Below are 23,951 nucleotides of genomic sequence, written 5' to 3' on the forward strand. Positions count from 1 at the left end.
AAAAAAAAAAAAAAAACCACTGCCTGCAAAATGACAGACAATGGGGAGCATCACCATATGAAATACCACAATGAAACACCATAGCGAACTATCTATATAGTCTTATCGTATATCTCCTTACGTTCTCATTACTTACGAATTGCTTCAGCGATTAAATCACCCATTTGCGTTGTGCTTAAAGCACTGCTTTTATTTGAAGCGATATCAGCCGTACGGTGTCCTGCATCAAGCACTTCGGCTACAGCCCGCTCAATCGCGTCCGCCGCTTCAGCATATCCAAATGTCAGACGATACATAAGTGCAACCGACAAGATAGTAGCGATCGGATTCGCTAATCCTTGACCCGCAATATCCGGAGCTGATCCGTGAACCGGTTCATATAATCCGTAAGAGCCTTCACCCATTGAAGCGGATGCCAGCATCCCAATGGAGCCTGTTAACATTGCTGCTTCATCACTCAAAATATCACCGAACATGTTCTCAGTTACAATGACATCAAAACTTGCAGGACGGCGGAGCAGCTGCATAGCACAGTTATCTACCAGCACATGTTCAAGCTCTACATCCGGATATTCAGGAGCGATCCGATTTACCGTTTCACGCCATAAACGGGATGTTTCAAGCACGTTTGCCTTATCGACAGAGGCAAGCTTCTTACGGCGCTTCTGGGCAATTTCAAAAGCCTGCCGCACAATCCGCTCCACCTCTGTTACGTTGTATACGCAAGTATCTACGGCTTCTTCGCCGTTTGCTCCCTCGCGTCTGAACTTTTCGCCAAAATATATACCGCCTGTCAGCTCACGGACCACCATCAAATCTGTTCCTTCAAGCACTTCCGGCTTTAAGGTTGATGCGTCTTTCAAGCAATCAAAAATAACCGCTGGACGAAGGTTCGAGAACAAGCCCAGCTCTTTACGAATGCCGAGGAGACCCGTTTCCGGGCGAAGCTCTTTCGGATTGTTATCCCACTGAGGTCCACCCACAGCTCCGAGAAGCACAGCGTCTGCACTTTTACACACCTTCAACGTTTCTTCTGGCAGCGGCGTACCTTTCTGGTCAATCGCAATTCCTCCGAATAATGCGTGTTCCGTTGTAAACGAAAGGCCAAATACTTCTTCAGTGCGCTTAATAATCTTCTCAGCTTCCGCTACCACTTCCGGGCCAATGCCGTCCCCCGATATTACAGCGATTTTCTTCGTCTCTGTCATGGTCAATCACTCCTTAAGGTATGTATAATGTATTCGTCCGTTTTATCCTTAGTTATTGTTGTATCACACAACCAAATGGTTTGACCAAGATATAGAATCTATGGCCTTTATAAGTTTTTCCTATAAGCATTCTAAAAACAGGCCTCCGAACTAATTCGGAAGCCTGTAGAAAGGGCGTTACAGTGTGATACGATCGCGCTTGCTAAAGGTTTTGCGTTTCTCCAGCAATTGGTTCATTGCATCCACATAAGCACGCGCACTTGCCTCCAGTATGTCGGTGCTAAGTCCGCGTCCCTGAGCTGCCACATCATTTTGAGACAGCACCACATGCACTTCACCTAAGGCGTCCTTTCCTCGCGATACAGATTTGATAGAGTAATCGGCAAGAGTTACTTCCTCGGCAGTCACCTTATCGATGGCATTATATATTGCATCAACAGATCCATTGCCTTCAGCCTCTTCCTCGACCATTCCATTTTCTGTCTCGATTGTAACCCGGGCCGTAGGCGTTGAAGCATTACCATAAGTAACAAACATGGTTTGCAGCCTGTATACTTCAGGCGTATCTGTCAGCTTCTCTTCCAGCAGGGCCAGCAGGTCATCATCGGATACTTCTTTTTTCTTATCGGCCAGAACCTTGAACTTAATAAAAGCCTCGTTTACTTGTTCTTCATCCAGATCGTACCCCAGATCAAGCAGCTTTTCGCGGAACGCATGGCGTCCGGAATGTTTGCCGAGCACCAGCTTGCTTTCCTTCAAGCCGATCGATTCAGGTGTCATAATCTCATAGGTGGTTTTTTCCTTCAGCATTCCGTCCTGATGGATTCCAGACTCATGTGCAAATGCATTGGCTCCTACAATCGCCTTGTTGCCAGGAACAACCATTCCGGTGAGCTTGCTGACAAGACGGCTCGTACGGGCAATTTCAGTCAGATTCAGTCCCGTCTTAGCTTGGAAAAATTCATGACGAGTCTCCAGGGCCATCGCAATTTCTTCGATCGCAGTATTCCCTGCTCGCTCACCTATTCCATTTACCGTACCCTCAATCTGATCTGCTCCGTTCATAATGGCCGCAAGTGTATTCGCTGTCGCCATGCCCAGGTCATTATGGCAATGGGCGCTCAGCTGCACCTTCTCTATATCTGGAACGGTTTCTTTCAAATATTTAAAGATTGCACCATACTCCGAAGGATTCAAATAGCCTACTGTATCCGGAATGTTAACAACATTCGCTCCCTCTCGTACTGCCATGCCAACCATTTCAGCCATAAAGTCGTACTCTGTACGTCCAGCATCCTCAAGTGAAAACTCGATTTTAGAAAAATATTTCTTGGCATAACGGATCGCAGCCTGCGCCGTCTCCAGTACTTGTTCTTTCTCCATCCGGAGCTTGAATTTACGATGAATAGGCGATGTCGCAAGAAACACATGAATACAAGGATCCTGCGCACCTTGGAGCGCTTCGCGGACGGCATCGATATCCTGCTCGCGTGAACGGGACAGACCGATGACTGTCACATCTTTTACTGCTCGTGCCACGGCGTTAACAGCTGCTAAATCTCCCGGCGAAGCTGCAGGAAAGCCAGCCTCCATGCGGTCGATTCCCAGCTTTTCAAGCTGAAGGGCAATCTCTACTTTTTCGCGGGTATTTAAGTTTACGCCGGGTGACTGTTCTCCATCCCGCAGCGTCGTATCAAAAACATATATCTTACGCATGCCGACACCTCCTCGAAGTTTATGGCTCTACATAAACTTCCGGCGGCTGGAATATCTTACATCCCATACCGCCGGCAGTTTATGAATTAGTAGTACATTATACGCTCTTACTTCTTGATCCAATGCATCATTTCGCGCAGTTGGGAACCAACAACCTCAACCGGATGCTCGGATTCATTGCGGCGAGTTGCCGTCAGGAATGCACGGCCTGATTGATTCTCCAGGATAAAGTCACGAGCGAATTTACCCTGCTGAATGTCGGACAATACCGCTTTCATCGCTTTTTTCGTTTCATCCGTTACAATACGAGGTCCAGTTACATAATCACCATACTCCGCCGTGTTACTGATGGAATCACGCATGGAAGCAAGTCCGCCTTCATAGATCATGTCAACGATGAGCTTTAGTTCATGCAGACACTCGAAGTAAGCCATTTCAGGAGCATAGCCAGCCTCAGTCAGCGTTTCAAATCCGGCCTTGATCAATGCGGATACACCACCGCACAATACAGCTTGCTCACCAAACAGGTCGGTTTCTGTTTCTTCGCGGAACGAAGTTTCGATAACGCCTGCACGTGTACAGCCAATACCTTTTGCATAAGCAAGACCGATTTCTTTTGCTTGTCCAGTTGCATCCTTCTCAACAGCGATGAGGCCCGGAACACCAAAGCCTTCAACATACGTACGGCGAACCATGTGACCTGGGGATTTAGGAGCAACCAGGAGAACATCATTATCTTTAGGAGCTACAATCTGTCCGAAATGTACGTTAAAGCCGTGAGAGAACATGAGTGCCGCGCCTTTTTTCAAGTTAGGTTCGATGTCATTTTTATAAACAGCTGCTTGAGTTTCGTCAGGCATCAAGATTTGAACGACATCTGCGCGTTTTACTGCTTCAGCAACTGACAGCACTTCGAAACCGTCATTCTTTGCTTTATCGAAAGATTTTCCTTCGCGAAGACCGATGACCACGTTAATTCCACTATCACGCAGGTTTTGCGCTTGGGCATGACCCTGGCTTCCATATCCGATTACTGCAATCGTTTTGTCTTTCAGAACGCTTAATTCTGCATCTTGTTCATAATAAGTAGTTACTGGCATTTTATAAGTCCTCCTTTGATTTAAAACCCTTCATGAATGAGCGGGTATTTCAACAGACCCGGCTGCCCCGATCTCCTGAAACACCCGCTCCTCATGCATCCGGGTGTGTATCTCATTCTAATTGTTATATAAATATATCCAGCTATTAAGCATTGCCGCGAATCATTGCCGTTGTGCCTGTACGGGTCAGTTCCTTGATTCCATAAGGCTTCAGCAGTTCAATCATCGCATCAATCTTCCCTGTATCACCAACAACCTGGATCATCATATTGACCGCTCCGATATCAACAACCGATGCACGGAATGTATCAACTACACCAAGTATTTCTGGTCTTGCCGCTGGATCAGCCTTGACTTTAATCAGTGCTAATTCTCTAGCTACCATTGGTTTCGAACTCAGGTTAATCACTTTGATTACATCGATCAGCTTGTAAAGCTGTTTCTCGATTTGTTCCAGTGTAGTGTCATCCCCTGTTGTCACAATGACCATACGGGACAATCCAATCTCTTCCGATTGACCTACCGTAATACTCTCAATGTTGAAGCCTCTGCGGCCGAACAGTCCGGACACCCGCTGCAGGACGCCAGGCTGATCGTTTACGAGTACGGCAATGGTATGTTTCATACTCATCATCTTACGCATCCCCCATCAGCATTTGATCAATTGTTGAGCCCTGGGTTACCATCGGATATACATTTTCGCCTTTATCTACTACAAAATCGATAAGTACAGGCCCTGAAGTTTCAAGCGCCTCTGCCCAAGCTGCACGCGCTTCTTCCTTCGTGGTAGCTCTGAGCCCTTTTACTCCGTATGCTTCAGCAAGCTTTACGAAATCCGGGCTTCCTGAAAGATCGATATGACTGTATCGGTTATCATAGATCAGTTCCTGCCACTGGCGAACCATTCCGAGCACCTGGTTATTGATGACCACGATTTTTACAGGAATGTTATTGATGGCGCAAATGGCTAGCTCCTGTGAACACATCTGCATGCCGCCGTCGCCGTTAATCGAGATAACTAACCGTTCCGGATGTGCCATCTGGGCACCAATCGCTGAAGGAAATCCGAAGCCCATTGTTCCGAGACCGCCGGATGTAATCCATGAACGCGGATGGTTGAACTTATAATACTGAGCCGCCCACATTTGATGCTGACCTACGTCCGTTGCTACAATCGCTTCACCATTAGTCGTTTCGTTAAGCATTTCGATAACCCACTGCGGCTTCAGCACGGTATCAGAATCCGTATATCTGAACGGGTATTCTGCCTTCCACTTACTGATTTGCTCTCTCCAAGCGTCCGCTTTTACTGCTGCCGGTGCGTCCGGATTCAGCATTTCGAGTACCGTTTTGATATCGCCGACTATCGGAATATCAGTAGGGACGTTTTTACCGATCTCAGCAGGATCGATATCGATATGAACAATTTTGGCATGTGGAGCAAAACCATTGAGTTTTCCGGTTACCCGGTCATCGAATCTGGCTCCTATGTTAATCAGCAAATCGCAGTTCTGAATCGCATGGTTAGAGGTGTACGTACCATGCATCCCCGGCATCCCCGTCCACAGCTCGTGTCCGCTCGGGAAAGCACCGAGACCCAATAGCGTTGTTGTAATCGGAATTTGGGTCTGCTTAACGAATTCGTAAAGCTCTTCATGTGCCCCTGAATAGATTACGCCGCCGCCAGCTAAAATCATTGGACGCTCTGCATCTTCAATCGCCCGGTACAATTTATCGAGCTGTAAACGATTCGGAATCGTGCAAGGGTTATATCCTCTCAGATTGATGTGCTCACCCGGGGTAAACAGCGCCTTGGCTGCCGAAACATCTTTCGGAATGTCGATCAGCACTGGCCCTTTACGTCCTGTCGATGCGATATGAAAGGCTTCATGGATGACTCGCGGCAGGTCTTCCACATCACGAACCAGGTAGCTGTGTTTCGTGATCGGCATTGTAATGCCTGTGATGTCGGCTTCCTGGAACGCGTCTGTTCCGATTAGCGATGTGGCTACGTTCCCCGTAATCACAACCAACGGGACTGAATCCATATATGCCGTTGCAATGCCAGTGACGAGGTTGGTTGCCCCAGGTCCTGACGTTGCAATGCAGACACCGACTTTGCCGCTTGCCCGGGCATATCCGTCAGCTGCATGAATTGCACCTTGCTCATGGCGGGTCAAGACATGCTTGAAATCCTCAAATCCATACATGGCATCGTAAATGTATAGTACGGCCCCTCCCGGATATCCAAAGACACACTCAACACCTTCCAAAAGAAGGCTCCGAAGCAGGATTTCCGATCCTGTAATCACTTCGGGCTTCATCCATTTTTCTCGTAATTGTTCTGTAGACCGCACTTCTGGAGTTTGCGCGCTCATCAGTCATCCTCCTCTCAAATAATGGATCTTTTCTTCAAGCATGAATAATAAAAAAACCTTCCGCCCTCCACTCCGGATTTCTCCGTGTGAGGGACGAAAGGTTTAGCTTCCGTGGTACCACCCATTTTTGCTTCACATCTCGCAATGCAAAGCCTCAGCAGGTATGAAGCATAAAACAATAAGAAACCATCGCTTCAATATCTGCGGTTCGTAACGAGAACCATACGATTTCCCCTAATAGAGTATTGACCTGTTAATGCGTTGAAGCATTAGCCTATCCTTTTTCAGGGAAACAGCTCCGAGGTGAGCTCGTATAAAAGGGATTTTGGTGGTGGTTGCAGCTAATCCATCCACTCTCTGAGCAAAAGAGCCCTTTAAACTTCGTCCTCATCATTGCCGATCAAATTATTCGTTAAAATGTTTAGAAACATTATATGATTGGTTGATTCTAGAAGTCAACATATTTATTTTACTTCTTGCGCGGAATTACTGTTGATTATCCAGTAACTGGAGTGTTCTAACACGCTCCTAACCCTTGCCACATATGATAATCCGAGGCTTTATTAAAGGTGTGAAGGGAGGCAGGATTGGATGATTCGCTACCGAAATTCCAAGCAGGACGATCCCATTATTATGCAATTAATCGAGTCGCAGCTCGTACCTCTATCGCATCTGAGTCCCAAAGAGATAGAACTTATTCGCAAGGATATTCCGACAAGACTCCAGCGAGGCGTAACCTTTGTTGCCTCTCCGAGCAGAAAGGCCTCTTCGGTCGCTTTTGTCCATTTTATGCTTCATGGCGAGCTTTTATTTATTGATATGTTAGCCGTTGAACCAGCCGCTCAGCGGAAGCGCTGGGGAAAATCTTTGATGGAATATGCCGAAAATTTCGCTGTATCCCGCGGATGTAAAAGAGCCAAGGTCATGGTCGATTGGGGCAATCATAAGGGGCTCTCCTTTTATCAAAAAATGGGCTACCAAATCGTCCGGATTATAACGCCTAACAAATGTTATGAACTGGAAAAAAATCTAGCGCTTGTTTACCAAAAGAATCCGCCTGGGTAACCTCCAAAACCAAATCCTGGGCCAACGAAGCCAGGACCAACAAATCCAGGTCCAACGAATCCAGGTCCAAAACCACCAAAGCCAAATGGTGACGTTCCTATGGCCAACAGATCAAAAAGCACAAGCGGCGCTAACGCCTTCGTCTTCACTTTCTTTCCTTCTACCGGCTCCAGCAAAAGCCGATTTCCAGAGACACGAACGAGCTTGCCGGTTACAAAACTCCCGTCTTTCGTATACGCATAAATCTGCTTACCCACATATTGTTTTACTTCAGCTTTACTGACAGGCCTACGCATAAAATCCCTCCTTCGATTTATACGATTCAGTATATTTCCGGAAGAACTTGAACGCTTGTTTTATCGCCTGTATGAGCAATAAAGGGCAGATAACACAAAAAAAGAACCGCTGATTAATCAGCGGTTCTTTTCTATGCTTATATCTTAAGCATTCACTTTTTCTTTAGCTACAGTTGCCAAAGAATTGAATGCGTTCAGGTCGTTTACAGCCAGATCAGCCAGCATTTTGCGGTTGATATCCACGCCAGCCAGTTTCAGGCCATGCATCATTTTGCTGTAAGACAAGCCATTTTGACGCGCAGCAGCATTGATACGTACGATCCACAATTTGCGGAAATTACGTTTTGTCTGACGACGGTCACGGTATGCGTATACCAGGGATTTCATAACCTGCTCGTTAGCAGTTCTGAAGATACGGTGTTTAGAACCGAAATAACCTTTAGCAAGCTTCAATACTTTTTTATGTCTACGACGAACAACGAATCCGCCTTTAACTCGTGCCATATTAAAAGACCTCCCAATAATTGTTGTTTACTATTTCAAGTTAGCCAAGCCTTGCTTCAAACGTTTAACATCTCCAGGTGCCATAACAGGGCTAGTCCCGAGGACACGCTTAGCACGCTTGGATTTGTGGGAAAGCAAGTGGTTTTTGTAAGCTTTGTAACGTTTCACTTTACCAGTACCGGTAATTTTGAAGCGGCCTTTCAGGCTGCTGTGTGTTTTCATTTTAGGCATAGTAACAACTTCCTCCTCATAAATGTCTCTTAGGCTTTAGGAGCCAAGATCATAATCATGCTGCGGCCTTCCAGCTTAGGCTGGCGCTCCACGATGCATAGATCAGCAACTTCAGTTTTAACGCGTTCTAAAATCTTCTGGCCAATGTTGGCATGAGTGATTTCACGACCGCGGAAACGCACAGAGCATTTCACCTTATCGCCGTCTTTCAAAAACTTTACGACATTGCGAAGCTTCGTTTGATAATCGTGCTCCTCAATGTTAGCTCGGAACCATACTTCCTTGATATCAACGATTTTCTGGTTCTTACGGGCTTCTTTCTCTTTCTTCTGCTGCTCATAGCGGAATTTTCCGTAATCCATGATGCGGCATACAGGCGGCTTTGCCTGAGGAGCCACGTTCACCAGGTCAAGATTAAGATCCATTGCCATTTGAAGCGCTTCGCGAATCGGTTTGATACCAATCTGTTCGCCCTCTGCGCCAACCAAACGTACTTCCTTCGCCCGAATTTCGTCATTGATCATATGTTCCTTACTGATAGTACTCCACCTCCAAATTGTTTAATTCCTATTGTCATAAGACAAAAATAAAGGGATACCGATTTAATCACCGGCATCCCTATTTGATACACATCTCAAGAAATGAAGTTTTCATTCATTCGTAGATTTCGTGATCAAACCAGCCAACATGTTGTCGGTCAGGTGAGAAGCGGCGCTTCTGCTTACAATCAGTATTCAGTTTGACACCAAAGTATCTTAACACATCATCATCCCAGTGTCAACAACATTCTGCAATGTTTATAATCAGCCCTGCTTACTCTGAACTTCTTCCAGACGAACCACACGGGTATGCTCTGTATGGCTCCACTGCTTGTTGTTCTGTGTAAAGAACGCATAAACCGTAATCGGATACCAAGACAGCAGATATACCGGGAACAGGATCAGATAAGCATAAACTTTCTTAAACGTTACTTTCTCCAGGATCATAGCGATCATGAAGGTAAAGACATTCGCAGCAATCGCTGTAAAGCTGAGCCATACCGGCAGATGACCGTACAGGTTCGCGATATTCGGACCATCAAAGAATGCCGAATCGACCCACAGCACCGCAGTTAGTATAAACGTGAGCAATACAATATATACATTGACTCCGTATAACGCCAGGTCAAGCTTGACGATACTGCGCTCTTTAATCGCACGCCAGAGCAGCGGGAAGAAATAACGGCGCGCTACCGTAAAGTGACCCTGCATCCAGCGCAAACGTTGTCTTGCGGATGCCTTAAAGGTCAATGGCTTCTCATCGAACACCTTGGCGTCATAGTTAAATTTCGGATAAATACCGCGCATGACACTACGCATTGTAAACTCCAAATCTTCAACCAGGCTGGTTGCTCCCCAACCAATTTCCTTCAACAGGTTGGTCTCAAAGCACATCCCTGTACCCCCGAGGAAGTTAGCCATATTCAAATTATGGCGGGACAACTGCCACAGACGGTTGATGTACCAGTAAGATACACCATATGCTGCTGTAATCCATGAATCTTCCGGGTTCTTCGTATCGATATAACCTTGAATAACCTTGGCCCCAGAGCACAGATCATTGTTCATTTCAATCAGGAAATCCGGATGAGCCAGATTGTCGGCATCGAACATAACAACTGCATCGAACTGACGAGGCATAGCCCACAATTCTTTCAGCATCCATTCAATCGCATAGCCCTTACCACGGAGATTCTGATTCGTACGGACACAAGCATTCATTCCGTGTTCACGGACGATTTCGGCTGTGCGATCCGTACAGTTATCACAAATTACGAACACTTCGTATAATTCTTTTGGATAGTTGAGCTTCTTTAAATTTTCCATCAGCGCTCCGACCACTTGCTCTTCATTGTGGGCTGCAACCAGTACCGCAAATGACTTCGTCGGTTCGAAATTCTTCTTTTTCTTTTTCTTGTACAGACCAAATAAAGAGAATACGAACTGGTACACACCAACCGCGGCCAATAATATTTGAAGCGCGATAAAGATGGCGTCTGTCATGATTCCCCATTACCCCCTTTTAATACCCTGAGAATGTGTTTTTTTCTATTTCTCTAGTTTATTTTAGTTTCATGACCCTTTGTTACTGTCTTTGTCTACATTCAGCTCCGGTGTCACGGAAGCTGTTTCGCACGTCATATCGATTTTCCACACTTTAAGATCATTTGTCAAAAGCGTGAATTGCTCTAATTTCCAAGTATATTGTTAAATAGAGCGCCACTTGCCTCCGGCATGCCAGCAAGCTTCGATTCAAACGGCATTAGTTCTTATTTTCATCTGTTTTCTTACTTTTTATTTCTCTGCACGTCTTTTACTTCAGAAAAATGTGCTCTTTATATCTTTAACAGATGAACGGGAGAAAAAGTTTGGATTATACACTTCAATTTTTTTTAAACTTTTGTCTCTCATTTGAACCATTGTAGCGATAACTTTGATTCAAGTCAAAAGACCACAGTCCTTTATTTTCGTCAAATTTCGAACCAGCTGCATCTGTTATTCTGATGACTAAAACCTGCAGACCCTTATAACGTATGATATATAAGCAAAACAGGACAAAAGTCCTTTATGCGTTTATCAATTTGTTTATTTCCATTTTTTAGACAACGAAACAACGCCGGCAATCTTTTGCAGAAGCCCTTTCTCAAGAAATCGGGCGCCAGTCAGTTGCATTCTTTCCTTAAAGCCGATATGTTATGGATATGTAATAACGCTGCAGGAACGGGTGAAAAGAGTGGCTAAAAAAAGGGTATTACTGTTATCGGAGGGCTTCGGCGCAGGCCATACACAGGCCGCTCACGCGCTCTCAAGCAGTTTACGTCAGTTATCCCCGAATGTTCAAACAAGGGTCCTGGAACTTGGAAGTTTTCTAAACCCGAAGATAGCACCGCTGATCATTTCGGCCTATCGCAAAACCCTAACGTCGCAACCTAGACTGATCGGTTATATGTATCGGCATCAAAAGTCCTTTAACCGGTTCACTACGCTGGCGTTACACCGGATTTTCTATACAAGCACCAAAAATGTGGTGAGACAGCTAAGACCCGACATTATTGTATGCACACACTTCATACCAAGCGCTGTTATTTCCCGACTAAAGCGCTTAGGGACAAATATTCCTTTATGCACGGTCATAACGGATTATGATGCACATGATACCTGGATCAGTCCAGAGGTCGATCGGTATTTCGTCTCAACACCAGAGGTAAGGCGCAAACTGCTTAATCGCGGCGTTTCACAGGCGAAAATCCAAGTGACAGGCATTCCGATCCACCCTCATTTCTGGGAACGTCCCAGCAAAGAGGAGATTCGGGCGAAATTTAATCTTTCTGACATGCCTACTGTCCTGGTAATGGGCGGCGGCTGGGGAATGATGAATGACCAGGTCGTTCATGAATATTTGACAAGATGGCGTGAAGAGATTCAGGTTATATTCTGTTTCGGGAATAATGATAAGGCAAGGTACGAAATGGAGAGCAATCCACGCTACCAGCACCCTAATATAAGGATATTCGGGTTTACACGGGAAGTGGATAAATTGATGGAGGTTTCTGACCTGCTTGTAACCAAGCCGGGAGGAATGACCTGCACAGAAGGACTTGCTAAAGGTATTCCCATGCTGTTTCATCATCCTCTCCCCGGACAGGAAGAGGAGAATTTCCACTATTTCACTGCGCAGGGCCTTGGTGAGCCGATAACCTCTCTTGAGGTAATTGGCAAATGGATGAACAAATTGATTTATCAATACGATGAAATCTCCATGCGCCGATCACAAAATTTAGAGGACATTCAGCGATATCATCCCATGCAAAGTGCGCGGAGTATTCTGGATATGCTGGAAAATGAAAAGGTGCACTCCTGATGATCAGGGGGCACCTTTTTTTGTCATACTGAAAAACATATTTCTTCTATTATAATAATGCAAGCGCTATCATGGTCTGTTCAGTCATATAAGAAGGAAGCAGGCCCTTCTTATTTACCGTATTTGTCCAGGCGAATGGCCTGATACTCAGCAAGCGCTTCTGAACCGACAATCACTTCACAGCGGTTAATCTTGACGCCTTGTCCTACGAATTTGGTCTCGTATTCTGTCATTACAAATTGTTCATTCAGCCCTTCCCGGTGAAGATCAAGCGAAATGTTAGTCATTTGCAATCCATAATCTGCAAAAGAATTCAACGAGAATTCAAACAGGGTGACTGAATCCGTCTTAAAATGAATTTGTCCTCGCTCATTCATAATTATCTTATATTTATCTAAAAATCTTGGATGGGTTAAACGGCGGCGAGCATGCTTGGTTTTCGGCCAAGGATCACTGAAATTGAGATAAATACGCTCAATCTCGCCCGGTTCAAACACTTCCTCGACATTCTCGATATTCATCAAGGCAAGCTTCAGATTTGGAGGTGTCTCCAATCCTTCAGCTGCCCAGACATCACGGCCCTTTTCACTCGCCCGGCGGATCAATTCATCGTACATATCCACCCCGATAAAATTTACATCCTGGTGTTTATAGCTCATCTGACTGATAAATTGTCCCTTACCCATACCGAATTCAACATGAATCGGCTTATCGTTACCGAACAATGAAGCCCATTTCCCTTTATATTGCCGGGGATCCAGAACAACCAAATCCTCCTGCTGCTCCAAACTTTCCCGGATTCCTTTTCTTCCACGTAGACGCATGATATACCTCCGAAACTTATCCTATGAATTGACTTATACTGAAACATTGTGACGAAGTTATCTCCAAATGTAAAGGGCCAAAAGAAAAAGGAACCTCATTCTTTTGCACAAGACAAAATAAAGGGTTCCTTTTTCGGTATATTTGGAATTGGGGTTCCGCGGTAGTTAAACTGCGAATTGTCTACCGTTCTTCAACTGCAAAGTCAAACGACTTCTCAAATGCAGCCCGAATTTTCCGTTGTGCAGAGGCTTTAATCTCATGATTGGCGTTAAATTCCACTCCAGTTAGAGCTAAAGCTTCATCCGGGGTAAACTCCACAGTGATTCTTGCTTTCTGATCTTTCATGGTGGTTTGAGCTGAATTCATTCTGATCACCTCTATGATGACAGTATATCCACAAAACAACATGAATATGAATTCTATTTGCTGATTTTTAATTAACCACTCTTCGCTGCAGTGAAACCAATCATTCATAAAAAAAACTACTTTATAAATTAATAATAGCAATTTCATGAAATACGAGCAAGTGACGGAAGGCGGAAGTTTTCCGGGCATGACTTAAGGATCTTTTTTTTGATACAATATATCAAGTATCCGTTTTAAGCTGTGAGAAATATCCTAAAGATTTCAAAAGGAGAAACCATGAAACCATCTCTTACATCCGCCCCGCTGCTCTGGGGCGATAAACGATTTCATACATGGAATTATGAAATGAGAAACCAGTTCCAGGACAAAGTTTTCAAGGTGATGCTTGATGCAGGCTTTACTTGCCCGAACCGTGACGGCACCATTGCCAAGGGCGGATGCACCTTTTGCAGTGCTCGGGGCTCTGGCGATTTTGCAGGACGCAGACGCGATGACCTCGTAACCCAGTTCAATACTATTCGCGACAAGCAGCATCAGAAATGGCCGCATGCCAAATATATTGGCTACTTCCAAGCTTATACCAACACGTATGCGCCTGTGGAGGAGCTAAGGGAATACTTCGAGGTTATTTTAGAACAGCCTGGCGTTGTAGGATTATCGATTGCCACCCGTCCGGATTGTCTCCCGGATGATGTTGTCGAGTATTTGGCCGAGCTGAACGAAAGAACTTATCTGTGGGTCGAAATGGGTCTTCAGACAATCCACGACTCCACCTCTGAGCTAATTAACAGGGCACATGATACCGCATGTTACCTGGAGGCCGTTGAGAAACTTCGCAAGCATAATATTCGGGTGTGCACACACATCATCTATGGCCTTCCTCAGGAGAGTCATGAAATGATGCTCGAAACCGGACGAGCCGTGGCTAATATGGACGTTCAAGGAATTAAAATTCATCTGCTTCACCTGATGCGCAAGACGCCAATGGTGAAGCAATACGAAGCCGGTCTCCTCCGTTTCCTTGAACAGGACGAGTACACCAAGCTCATTGTAGATACCTTGGAGTTCCTTCCTCCGGAAATGATCGTTCATCGCCTCACCGGAGATGCGCCGCGTGATCTGTTAATTGGACCGACCTGGAGCTTGAAGAAATGGGAAGTTCTAAACGGAATTGATCGGGAGTTAAAAGAGCGTGATACCTGGCAGGGTAAAATGTGGAGGAAATGCTGATGGGCTTTCTTTCTGTGTTAAGTTTTGCTCACAAGCTTGCAGCAGAGCGTCTCAAGTCAAGCGGAATTGCGGTCGATGCTACAGCAGGCACGGGGGCTGACACCCTCATTCTGGCGAAAGCAGCCGGCCCTCGCGGCCGCGTCTTTGCCTTTGACATTCAGCAGGAAGCATTGGAATTGACACGCCGCAGGCTTATGAAGGAGCCCTCTGAACGACTAGCAGAAGTCTCCCTGTTTCAGGACAGCCATTCCAATATGCAAGCGCATATACCTGCAGAATATCACGGTAAAATCTCAGTCATTATGTTCAATCTGGGCTACCTGCCCTCGGAGCAAGCGGATAAAAAGATCATTACCTCATCTGACAGCACCTTGCCCGCACTCGAAGCCAGCCTTAAGCTGCTTTCACCTGGAGGTATCGTTACGATTGTTGTTTACCCGGGACATGAAGGCGGAGGACAAGAAGCCGCTGCTGTCGAGGCTTGGGCCTCAGCCCTCCCCCAGCGCACAGCTCAAGCTATTGTGTACCGGGGTCTGCAGCGTCCTAATGCACCATTCCTTATTGCGCTCGAGCGAAAAAAGCCGTTATGATAAGCAGGTAGGAAATGTGATTCAATTCGTAAGCGTATGCAGTTATAGAATACTACAACATGTTGAAAGGTAGTTGAGGCATCATGACAAAACCGTATCCTTTGTTATTTCAACCAGAATTTAAAGAACGTGTATGGGGTGGCCGGGCTCTAGAACAGTTCGGTCTTAGCATTCCTGAAGGTCATATTGGTGAAGGCTGGATGATTGCCGATCACCCTAACGGTACTACAACCGTGATTAACGGTGAATTAGCTGGGCTTGGCCTAGATCAAGTCCGCGAGCAATTCGGTCCCGAATGGTTCGGCAAACAGGGCTTCTCCGAGGTTAATGGACGTTTTCCCCTTTTAATCAAGCTTCTTGATTGCAATGATGATCTGTCCGTTCAAGTACATCCTACTGATGATTATGAAGGACTACCTAAAGGCGAGTTGGGCAAAACTGAAATGTGGTACGTCCTGGCTGCCAAGCCTGATGCTAAAATCATCTATGGCCTGAAGGAAGGCGTTACCCGTGAAGACCTGAGGAAAGCACTCGAGAACGGAACTGTTATGGAGACGCTTCAAGAAGTTCCTGTCAAGGCTGGCGATACATTTTACATACCTGCCGGAACTGTCCATGCCCTCTGTGCCGGCGTTGTGGTAGCTGAAATCCAGCAGAATTCGGATACAACCTACCGCATTTTCGACTATAACCGTCCAGGTCTTGACGGTAAACCGCGTGAGCTCCATATTGAGGATTCCCTGAATGTCACGGCATATGAAGGCTCCGGCGCTTCAACCATGAGCACTGAAGGCGCAGTACCAGGAGAATGGCTGCAATTAGCTAAATCCCCTTATTTTATCGTTGAAAAAGGTATTTTTGAAAGCCCTTGGAGCCTCTCGACTACAGAAGACAGCTTCACGATCCTTGTAATATGTGATGGTGAAGGCACATTGAAATGGGATGGCGGCTCCATAGCCTATACCTCAGGACAATGCTTCCTGCTGCCTGCAAACCTTGGTTCTTACACACTGGAAGGAAACTCAACAGTTCTTCGTTCTTATCTTCCTTAATATTCTGATTTGGATTTAGTATCACGAGGCAAAAATATTGTTTTGTGGAGGTGTGGGGAAGTATGCAATCCGAAACGTTTACGATGCCTAACAATCAGGCAATGAACGTATTTGTATATCAATGGCTTCCCGATCCTGACAAGGATGTGAAGGCCGTTCTGCAGATTGTTCACGGTGTTAGTGAGACCGGAGCAAGATATGAAGGTCTCGCCTCTCTGTTGACGAAGCATGGATATGCCGTATATGTTAATGATCATCGCGGACACGGCAGAACAGCGGAGAACCTTCAAGCTTTAGGAGACGCGGGAGAGAACGGGTTTGAAGGAATGATAGATGATATTATCCTCCTCTCTTCGATCATTAAGCAGAAGCACGCTCATATTCCTCATTTCTTGCTTGGCCACAGCATGGGATCTTTCATAACGCAGAGAATTATGTGCACTGATTCCCGGCATTTTGATGGTTTTATCCTGTCAGGATCTAACGGTCCACGAGGTTTGCTGAAGTTCGGAGAGATTCTTGCTGCAACCCAGGCCAAAATAAAGGGAGATACTCACCGAAGCATCCTAATTAATGCCATTGTATTCGGCCCATATAACAAAGGATTTGGACCGATTCGGACACCATTCGACTGGTTATCCCGCGATCCGGAAGAAGTCGACCGCTATATAAATGATCCTTACTGCGGACAAATATGCTCTGCCCGTTTCTTCCGGGAATTCTTTCAGCTGCTCCAGCAGATTCATAAACCTGAAATGCTGAGCAGGCTTGAAAAAGATAAGCCGGTCTATATCTACTCCGGTGAAGAAGATCCTGTGGGGATGCACGGAAAAGGCGTTCGAAAGCTCATCGAGCTATACAAGAAACTTGGTGTTAAACATCTGGAATATCGACTTTACCCCGGCGGACGTCATGAAATGCTGCACGAGACGAACCGGGATGAGGTTGCTGCCCATATTCTTGAATGGCTGGAACGGCAAATCCATGAATAAGGGTAAATTATACGAACAGTAGTTTAGAAATAACAGTGCCTTCTACGGATTGAAACCAATTCATGGAAGGCACTGTTATTTTTTTAAAAAGTGTTAAGTTTGTAACATTCAAAACTAAACAGTCGTGTTACCATGATGAACGTCGCTTTTTCAAATATTCAAAAATTCAGATATATAAACATTAGAAATCAAGGAGATAACAATTATGGACCGAGGGATTCAACAGTTTAAAGCGGATTTTTTCAAAGCACTCTCCCATCCCATGCGGATCCGCATCCTGGAGATATTGAGTCAGGGAGAGCGGAATGTAAATGAGCTTCAGGCCCTGCTTGGATCAGAAGGGTCCGCTGTATCGCAGCAGCTTTCCGTACTTCGCTCTAAAAACCTGGTCAATACGGTAAAGGAAGGCACAACCGTTATTTATTCACTGCGCGATCCTTTGATTAGCGATCTATTGGAAGTAGCACGTCAAATATTTAACAATCATCTGGTAGAGTCCATCTCGCTTCTGGAGGATATCAGGAAGCTATCATGAAATTAATACATGGAAGTAACACTTGAATGAATACTAATAAAAAGAAGGGTATAACTAATGAAATGGATGGGACAATTCAGTAATTACTCAGTAAATGCTTTTCGTAAGGATTTAATGTCTGGGTGCATCGTAGGGATCGTCGCCATTCCGTTAGGGATGGCTTTTGCTATTGCTTCGGGCGTTAAGCCCGAGTATGGCTTGTACACTACTATTATCGCAGGCATATTAATCTCTCTGCTCGGCGGTTCGAAATTTCAGATCGGCGGCCCAACAGGGGCATTCATACCGATCCTGCTTGCAATCGTTCTTCAATACGGCTATGAAAATCTGCTGATTGCCGGATTTCTGGCCGGCATATTTCTCGTGTTGATGGGGCTTCTGCGCCTCGGCTCATTAATTCGCTTCATACCGAAGCCGGTCACCATCGGTTTCACATCAGGCATCGCGGTCACCATTTTCAGCGGTCAAATCGCTAATTTTCTGGGGCTGCAAGGTGTAGAACGTCATGAGTATTTTTTCGATAACATGCGCGAGATCTTCTTACGCATTTCTTCACTTAATGTATACAGTGTGCTTATCGCCGTCATCTGTCTTGCTATATTGATCATTACACCTAAGCTCCTGCCAAAGGTCCCGGCATCTCTGGTAGGGATCATCGTAACCACATTGATTGCTGCATGGCTATTTCCCGGCAAGGTTACGACGATTGGCTCAGCTTATGGAGTGATTCCCGCTGGACTGCCACAATTCACTCCTATTCATCTGACCTGGGACCGGGTTATGACCATGATTCAGCCTGCGCTTATTATCGCCTTGCTCGGAAGTATTGAGTCTCTGTTGTCAGCTGTTGTCGCCGACGAAATGACAGGAACGAAGCATAACAGCAACCGGGAACTAATCGGACAAGGTGTAGCGAACATGGCCGCTCCCCTGTTTGGCGGTATCCCAGCTACAGGTGCGATCGCTCGTACAGCAACAAACATTAAAAGCGGGGCGACTTCGAAGGTATCAGGCATTATTCATGGCGTTGTCGTTCTGTTGATTGTTGTTCTGTTCGCACCCTATGCTTCGAATATCCCGCTCGCTAGTATGGCTCCGATTCTTATGGTTGTAGCCTGGAATATGAGTGAACATAAATCGTTTCGACATATGCTCAAGACCCGGACAGGAGACTCGCTTATTCTGGTTGTCACCTTCCTGCTGACGGTATTCACGACATTGACAGTTGCGGTTGAAATAGGACTGGCCTTGGCTGTAGTGCTGTTCCTTAAACGAATGAGCAGCATGATGGCGGTAAATAAGGTATTACCGGACCACTCCTCTCATAAAGAAAAGGTGCAGCCGCATATTGTAACGGAAGAACACAACTGCCCACAGATCGGTATGTATAATATCGAGGGGCCTCTATTCTTTGGAGCTACCCATACATTCGGAAGCTTCGGACAAAAGCTGCTCGCAGATCCTGAGCTTCAAGTCGCTTTGCTCCGGATGGAGAACGTTCCCTACATGGATACATCCGGCGAATCGAACTTCTCCAGACTCATTAACAACCTCAAAGAGCAAGGGGTCCTGGTTGTCATCTCCGGCATTCAGCAGCAGCCTAGACAGCTGCTCATGAAAACAGGATGTTACCCGGTGATTGGTGATGAGCATTTCTTTGAGCATACAGGAGAAGCCTTGAATTATGCTCTCCGGAACATTAAGTATAATCAGTGTGCATCATGCACGCAGTGTGCATTCCGGGAATGCGAAGAGTTACGCCGTGACGGTCAGCTTCGTCAGAAGCAAATTTCCTAATCCCATTAACACGTGGGGTTGAAAACTACTCTGTAAACTAAAAACAAGCAGGACGCCAAGAGATGAAGACTCTGGGCGGCCTGCTTGTTTTTGTTCAATTACGATGAATTTTTCTTTAATATAACTTAATCCTCCGGCGTACGATCAATGATGAGCTGCGTGACTTCGGTGTAGTCCCCTCGCTCCACTTCCTCCCGGGTCGCTTCCTCCCGAAGCATGCCATTGCTGTCGAGCCCAGGTGCAACGGTGGGTTCATTCTCATCTTTACGTCCGGGATTCTTATCGTCGATCATGACCATCACCCCTCTATCCGTTAGAATGCCGGATCCCAGGTGATTTTAAACCGATTTTGTGAAATATAACGGACGCCCATCCTCTGTCTGCTGGTACAGCACAACTAGCATGGTCTGGGATGGACGTTCCCCATTCTCAGATACTCCGCTGCTGCCATGGTGAATGACTTCTTCCAGATTGAAAGGAAGCATCTCGATCATCGCATGCTTTTGCAGCTCCCGTTCTCCAAGCCCAAGCTCAGCGAAGCCTTCAGAGAACTCAGCCTGCTGTTCAACAGCCTGTTTCAAATGAGCAGCCCATTCCGTTTTGTCCTGTACGAAATCCCACCAAATTTTCCGCGGCTTATATTTATGTCCCAGGAAATAATCGAATTTCATCAGTCCAACAATAACCTCCATTCGAGGCGTTTGACGATCTTTGAGGAACGCTGTCAGCCTTGTGAACAGGTCCTCCAGCTGATGGCCGATCTTTTGCCATCCTTGCGCTTCCCAATAATCACCAAACTCCTGAAAGAAATCGAATGGAGACGTAAATTCATGTGCCATTAAATATTGAATGGTATGGTCCATACGATGTGCATTCCAGTACTTTTCCAGCACATCCTCCAGACGTTTAAGCTTTACGATGTCCGAGAAAGGCAGTACATCACTGCTTAAAATCTCATAAGGCGCATGGTCCATATACGTATAATTGTATTTATCAGCATCAATTCGAAGTCCGGTACCTCGCAGCATCTTCAAGAAGCCAAGCTGAAGCTCTTCCGGACCGAGTGCGAACACATCATTAAACGTCTTGCGGAAGGTATCATAATCTTCCAGCGGAAGGCCGGCTATTAAATCCAGATGCTGGTCAATCTTGCCGCTTTCCTTAATCATATTCACGGTACGTGACAGCTTGGTGAAATTCTGGCGCCGCTTTACCATCTCATTCGTCGGATCGTTCGTAGACTGAACACCGATCTCGAAGCGGAAGATGCCTGGAGGAGCATTCTCAGCCAGATACTCCAGCACCTCCGGTCGCATGATATCAGCCGTGATCTCGAACTGGAACACACACCCCTGATGATTCTCAATCAGAAACTGGAACATCTCCATCGCATAATCGCGTTTGATATTAAAGGTGCGGTCCACGAATTTGATCAGCTTCGCACCATTTTCAATTAGATATAGAATATCGGACTTGGTCCGCTCGATATCGAAATAACGAACACCCACTTCAATGCTCGAGAGACAGAACTGACAGTTAAACGGGCAGCCGCGGCTTGTCTCAAAATACACCACACGCTTGCCCAGATGAGGTATATCCTCCGCAAACCGGTGCGGAGAAGGCAGATCACCGAGCTCAGCCTTCGGACGCGGCGGGTTAATGATCACTTCATCATTTTTCCGGTAAGCTGCTCCGAATACAAGATGATATTTGCGGTCGCCTTCAATCTCCTTCAGAAGATGATTCAGCGTCTCTTCTCCTTCCCCGATAATGATGAAATCAACGTTATGAAGCCGCTCCATCCAGTAGGCAGTATCGTAGGACACTTCAGGTCCACCCAAAATAATCGTAACTTCCGGCATAACCTTCTTCACAATATCAATGACCCTGATTGTCTCTTCGATATTCCAGATGTAGCAGGCGAATCCAATGACTGACGGCTTCCGCTGAAACAGATCGGAAACGATGTTCATCACGGGATCCTTAATTGTATATTCGGTCAGCTCGATATCGAAATCCTTCTCACTGTATGCCTTGAGGCAGCGGATAGCGAGTGATGTATGGATGTACTTGGCGTTCAATGTGGATAAAATGACCTTCATGGTTCACGACCTTCGCTAAAAATTATTCCGGTTTCTTATTCGTCCATATTCGTTCTAATGATTACGTTAATTCTTATTTACCGTTATTTCTTTGATTCCATCTATTCATACTCATAAGGATCGTCATGATGGGCGTCCCCCTCTGACTGGTTCAGGAAGAAATCAAGAAACGGCTTTCCGTATTTGCGGAATTTCACTTCGCCGACTCCTTTAACGTTCAGCATTTCATCTTCGTTCTGCGGGCAGACTACGCTCATCTCACGCAATGTCGCATCATTAAAAATAATATATGACGGTACATGCTCCCGGCTTGCCAGCTCACGGCGGATCAGACGGAGCTGTTCAAACACGGTCTCATTAACAGCCGATGGAGAGGCATCTCGGCGTGAACTGCGACGCTGTGACGCTGAGGATGCTGCTCTGGATGGGCGCGGCACCCGCTGCATCACTTCTCTCTGCCCTCTCAGTACCTCTGCTGCAGCGCTTTGCAGCTTCACTACTGGGTACTGCCCTTCCGAAAGGGAAAGAAATCCCTCGGATATTAGCACATTGACCGTCTCCGAAATTTCCTTCTCGGTTCTACCCGACATAACACCGTAGGTTGGTAACCGGTCGAAGCCGTACTCCAGCACTTTTTTGGCACGCGAGCCTTTCAGCACCGATGCAACCATCGATACGCCAAAGCGTTCACGCATCCGGTGAATACAGGAGAAAATCTTCTGTGCGTCCACCGTAATATCAATGAGTTCACGGTCGTCTGTGCATGAGCTGCAGGTTCCGCACGGCTGATCATCATGAGCTTCGCCAAAATAGTTCAGCATGGCACTGCGGAGGCAGCGTGTTGTATAGCAATAGTCGATCATCTGCTGCAGCTTTCGGTATTCATTATGCTTGCGTTCCGGATCCTGCGGATTCTGCTCAATCAGGAATTTCTGTGTCATGATATCCTGTGCGCTGAACAGCAGAATACACTGGCTCTGCTCACCATCACGGCCCGCACGGCCAGCCTCTTGAACGTAGGACTCCATGTTTTTCGGCATATTATAGTGAATGACATATCGAACGTTTGATTTATCAATCCCCATACCAAATGCATTGGTAGCAACGATCACCCGGATATCATCATACAAAAACGCTTCCTGGCTGGAAGCCCGCTCTTCATCGCTCATCCCCGCATGATAGCGTCCAGCAGCCAAGCCCTGCAGCTGAAGGCGCTGGCATAAATCATCGACTTCCTTGCGTGTAGCCGCGTAAATGATACCTGACTCATGCCTGTGTGAAGCTGCATAATTCAGCACGTACTCCCGCTTGTTTTCCCCGCGCAGGACAGACATCTCCAGATTGTCACGCCCAAGACCTGTAACGAATACCTGCGGGTCCTCCAGACGAAGAAGGCGCTGCATGTCTTCCATAACTTCCGGCGTAGCTGTTGCTGTAAAGGCTGCAAGAATCGGGCGCTCAGGTAATCCCTTCACGAACGGGGCTACTGATAAATAGCTTGTCCGGAAATCATGCCCCCACTGGGAGACACAGTGCGCTTCATCAACCGCTACACAGGAAATTTGAAGCTCTGCCATCTCATCCCGGAACCAGTCCAGTTCAAGCCGCTCAGGAGCAACATACAGCAGCTTCAGCTCGCCCCGTCTCGCAGCACGAATTCGCTCATTCACTTCCTTGCCGCTCAAGGTGCTGTTAATATATGCCGCGGATACTCCAGCTGTCGTCAGCGCATCAACCTGGTCCTTCATTAGCGATATTAACGGAGAAATGACGAGTGTTAAACCGGGACGCATCATCGCCGGAATCTGATAACAGATCGATTTACCTCCACCTGTCGGCATAATACCGAGCGTATCACGGCCATCCAGAAGGCTCGCCACAATCTTCTTCTGACCTTCGCGAAAATCAGGATATCCGTAATATTTTTGCAAATATGCACGTGCTGTATTTAAATCCATCGATTCGGAAAGACTTTCATCCACTCTTATCATATGCAAACTCCTAACTCTAACCACTTAGCCCTTGCCTTTGGCGGCAGAAGCTCTATCCTTTCAGTTTACCGAT

General features: G+C 46.3%; 23 protein-coding genes. 8 read left to right on the top strand and 15 right to left on the bottom strand.

What is annotated here, in order from left to right:
• Nucleotides 1-128: 128 nt before the first annotated feature.
• The 5 genes from leuB to ilvB form a co-directional block, all read right to left on the bottom strand.
• Nucleotides 129-1,208: a 3-isopropylmalate dehydrogenase gene (gene leuB / locus BN1234_RS15510; protein WP_054957577.1), complete on the bottom strand. Its 1,080-nt coding sequence runs from the start codon at nucleotides 1,206-1,208 to the stop codon at nucleotides 129-131.
• A gap of 177 nt (nucleotides 1,209-1,385) precedes the next feature.
• Nucleotides 1,386-2,924 carry a 2-isopropylmalate synthase gene (locus BN1234_RS15515; protein WP_054957578.1) on the bottom strand — a complete coding sequence of 513 codons (1,539 nt, stop codon included), beginning with the start codon at nucleotides 2,922-2,924 and terminating at the stop codon, nucleotides 1,386-1,388.
• A 107-nt stretch (nucleotides 2,925-3,031) separates the two neighbouring features.
• Complete coding sequence (gene ilvC / locus BN1234_RS15520) at nucleotides 3,032-4,024, bottom strand: ketol-acid reductoisomerase (protein ID WP_054957579.1); 993 nt, start codon at nucleotides 4,022-4,024, stop codon at nucleotides 3,032-3,034.
• Between the two features lie 145 nt (nucleotides 4,025-4,169).
• Nucleotides 4,170-4,655, bottom strand: coding sequence for an acetolactate synthase small subunit (gene ilvN / locus BN1234_RS15525; RefSeq protein ID WP_054957596.1), 486 nt, complete (start codon nucleotides 4,653-4,655; stop codon nucleotides 4,170-4,172).
• Between the two features lie 4 nt (nucleotides 4,656-4,659).
• On the bottom strand, nucleotides 4,660-6,402 hold the full coding sequence (gene ilvB / locus BN1234_RS15530; RefSeq protein ID WP_054957580.1) for a biosynthetic-type acetolactate synthase large subunit: 1,743 nt from the start codon (nucleotides 6,400-6,402) through the stop codon (nucleotides 4,660-4,662).
• A gap of 591 nt (nucleotides 6,403-6,993) precedes the next feature.
• Between ilvB and BN1234_RS15535 the strand changes: the two genes are divergently transcribed.
• Entirely contained in the window at nucleotides 6,994-7,467 is a 474-nt protein-coding gene (locus BN1234_RS15535) for a GNAT family N-acetyltransferase (protein ID WP_054957581.1), read from the top strand.
• On the opposite strand, the gene BN1234_RS15540 is transcribed toward BN1234_RS15535, so the two are convergent.
• The 5 genes from BN1234_RS15540 to BN1234_RS15560 all read right to left on the bottom strand — a co-directional run bounded on the left by BN1234_RS15540 (nucleotide 7,443) and on the right by BN1234_RS15560 (nucleotide 10,540).
• Nucleotides 7,443-7,763 carry a hypothetical protein gene (locus BN1234_RS15540; RefSeq protein WP_054957582.1) on the bottom strand — a complete coding sequence of 107 codons (321 nt, stop codon included), beginning with the start codon at nucleotides 7,761-7,763 and terminating at the stop codon, nucleotides 7,443-7,445. The two genes, BN1234_RS15535 and BN1234_RS15540, sit on opposite strands and share 25 nt — an antisense overlap.
• A 144-nt stretch (nucleotides 7,764-7,907) precedes the next feature.
• A complete protein-coding gene (gene rplT / locus BN1234_RS15545) occupies nucleotides 7,908-8,267 on the bottom strand; it encodes a 50S ribosomal protein L20 (RefSeq protein ID WP_054957583.1) in 360 nt (119 codons plus the stop codon).
• 30 nt (nucleotides 8,268-8,297) lie between these two features.
• Nucleotides 8,298-8,498: a 50S ribosomal protein L35 gene (gene rpmI / locus BN1234_RS15550; protein ID WP_046678638.1), complete on the bottom strand. Its 201-nt coding sequence runs from the start codon at nucleotides 8,496-8,498 to the stop codon at nucleotides 8,298-8,300.
• 29 nt (nucleotides 8,499-8,527) lie between these two features.
• Nucleotides 8,528-9,022, bottom strand: coding sequence for a translation initiation factor IF-3 (gene infC / locus BN1234_RS15555; protein ID WP_054957584.1), 495 nt, complete (start codon nucleotides 9,020-9,022; stop codon nucleotides 8,528-8,530).
• A 279-nt stretch (nucleotides 9,023-9,301) separates the two neighbouring features.
• Nucleotides 9,302-10,540 (bottom strand): glycosyltransferase family 2 protein, encoded by a 1,239-nt coding sequence (locus tag BN1234_RS15560; protein ID WP_054957585.1) that lies wholly within the window; start codon nucleotides 10,538-10,540, stop codon nucleotides 9,302-9,304.
• A 730-nt stretch (nucleotides 10,541-11,270) separates the two neighbouring features.
• Between BN1234_RS15560 and BN1234_RS15565 the strand changes: the two genes are divergently transcribed.
• On the top strand, nucleotides 11,271-12,398 hold the full coding sequence (locus BN1234_RS15565; protein WP_054957586.1) for an MGDG synthase family glycosyltransferase: 1,128 nt from the start codon (nucleotides 11,271-11,273) through the stop codon (nucleotides 12,396-12,398).
• A 110-nt stretch (nucleotides 12,399-12,508) separates the two neighbouring features.
• On the opposite strand, the gene trmB is transcribed toward BN1234_RS15565, so the two are convergent.
• On the bottom strand, nucleotides 12,509-13,222 hold the full coding sequence (gene trmB / locus BN1234_RS15570; RefSeq protein WP_054957587.1) for a tRNA (guanosine(46)-N7)-methyltransferase TrmB: 714 nt from the start codon (nucleotides 13,220-13,222) through the stop codon (nucleotides 12,509-12,511).
• Between the two features lie 181 nt (nucleotides 13,223-13,403).
• Complete coding sequence (locus BN1234_RS15575; RefSeq protein ID WP_054957597.1) at nucleotides 13,404-13,589, bottom strand: hypothetical protein; 186 nt, start codon at nucleotides 13,587-13,589, stop codon at nucleotides 13,404-13,406.
• Between the two features lie 276 nt (nucleotides 13,590-13,865).
• Here BN1234_RS15575 and mnmL point away from each other — a divergent pair, with 276 nt between their 5' ends.
• The 6 genes from mnmL to BN1234_RS15605 all read left to right on the top strand — a co-directional run bounded on the left by mnmL (nucleotide 13,866) and on the right by BN1234_RS15605 (nucleotide 19,785).
• Complete coding sequence (gene mnmL / locus BN1234_RS15580) at nucleotides 13,866-14,819, top strand: tRNA modification radical SAM protein MnmL/YtqA (RefSeq protein ID WP_054957588.1); 954 nt, start codon at nucleotides 13,866-13,868, stop codon at nucleotides 14,817-14,819.
• Nucleotides 14,819-15,409 (top strand): tRNA 5-(aminomethyl)-2-thiouridylate-methyltransferase MnmM, encoded by a 591-nt coding sequence (gene mnmM / locus BN1234_RS15585; RefSeq protein ID WP_054957589.1) that lies wholly within the window; start codon nucleotides 14,819-14,821, stop codon nucleotides 15,407-15,409. The genes mnmL and mnmM overlap by 1 nt, the downstream gene beginning before the upstream one ends.
• Nucleotides 15,410-15,492: 83 nt before the next feature.
• Nucleotides 15,493-16,461: a type I phosphomannose isomerase catalytic subunit gene (locus BN1234_RS15590; protein ID WP_054957590.1), complete on the top strand. Its 969-nt coding sequence runs from the start codon at nucleotides 15,493-15,495 to the stop codon at nucleotides 16,459-16,461.
• 62 nt (nucleotides 16,462-16,523) lie between these two features.
• Nucleotides 16,524-17,453 carry an alpha/beta hydrolase gene (locus BN1234_RS15595; RefSeq protein ID WP_054957591.1) on the top strand — a complete coding sequence of 310 codons (930 nt, stop codon included), beginning with the start codon at nucleotides 16,524-16,526 and terminating at the stop codon, nucleotides 17,451-17,453.
• Between the two features lie 205 nt (nucleotides 17,454-17,658).
• Nucleotides 17,659-17,988 (top strand): ArsR/SmtB family transcription factor, encoded by a 330-nt coding sequence (locus BN1234_RS15600; protein ID WP_054957592.1) that lies wholly within the window; start codon nucleotides 17,659-17,661, stop codon nucleotides 17,986-17,988.
• Between the two features lie 57 nt (nucleotides 17,989-18,045).
• Nucleotides 18,046-19,785 (top strand): SulP family inorganic anion transporter, encoded by a 1,740-nt coding sequence (locus BN1234_RS15605; protein WP_054957593.1) that lies wholly within the window; start codon nucleotides 18,046-18,048, stop codon nucleotides 19,783-19,785.
• A gap of 125 nt (nucleotides 19,786-19,910) precedes the next feature.
• Here the strand turns inward: BN1234_RS15605 and BN1234_RS22530 are convergent, their stop codons facing one another.
• The 3 genes from BN1234_RS22530 to recQ form a co-directional block, all read right to left on the bottom strand.
• The gene (locus BN1234_RS22530) at nucleotides 19,911-20,078 is read right to left on the bottom strand and encodes a hypothetical protein (protein ID WP_170308059.1); all 168 of its coding nucleotides are present in this window, start codon (nucleotides 20,076-20,078) and stop codon (nucleotides 19,911-19,913) included.
• 45 nt (nucleotides 20,079-20,123) lie between these two features.
• The gene (locus tag BN1234_RS15610) at nucleotides 20,124-21,887 is read right to left on the bottom strand and encodes a B12-binding domain-containing radical SAM protein (protein WP_054957594.1); all 1,764 of its coding nucleotides are present in this window, start codon (nucleotides 21,885-21,887) and stop codon (nucleotides 20,124-20,126) included.
• 101 nt (nucleotides 21,888-21,988) lie between these two features.
• Complete coding sequence (gene recQ / locus BN1234_RS15615) at nucleotides 21,989-23,878, bottom strand: DNA helicase RecQ (protein WP_054957595.1); 1,890 nt, start codon at nucleotides 23,876-23,878, stop codon at nucleotides 21,989-21,991.
• Between the last annotated feature and the right edge of the window lie 73 nt (nucleotides 23,879-23,951).

The organism is Paenibacillus dakarensis, assembly GCF_001373415.1.
GTDB lineage: Bacteria > Bacillota > Bacilli > Paenibacillales > Paenibacillaceae > Paenibacillus_AQ > Paenibacillus_AQ dakarensis.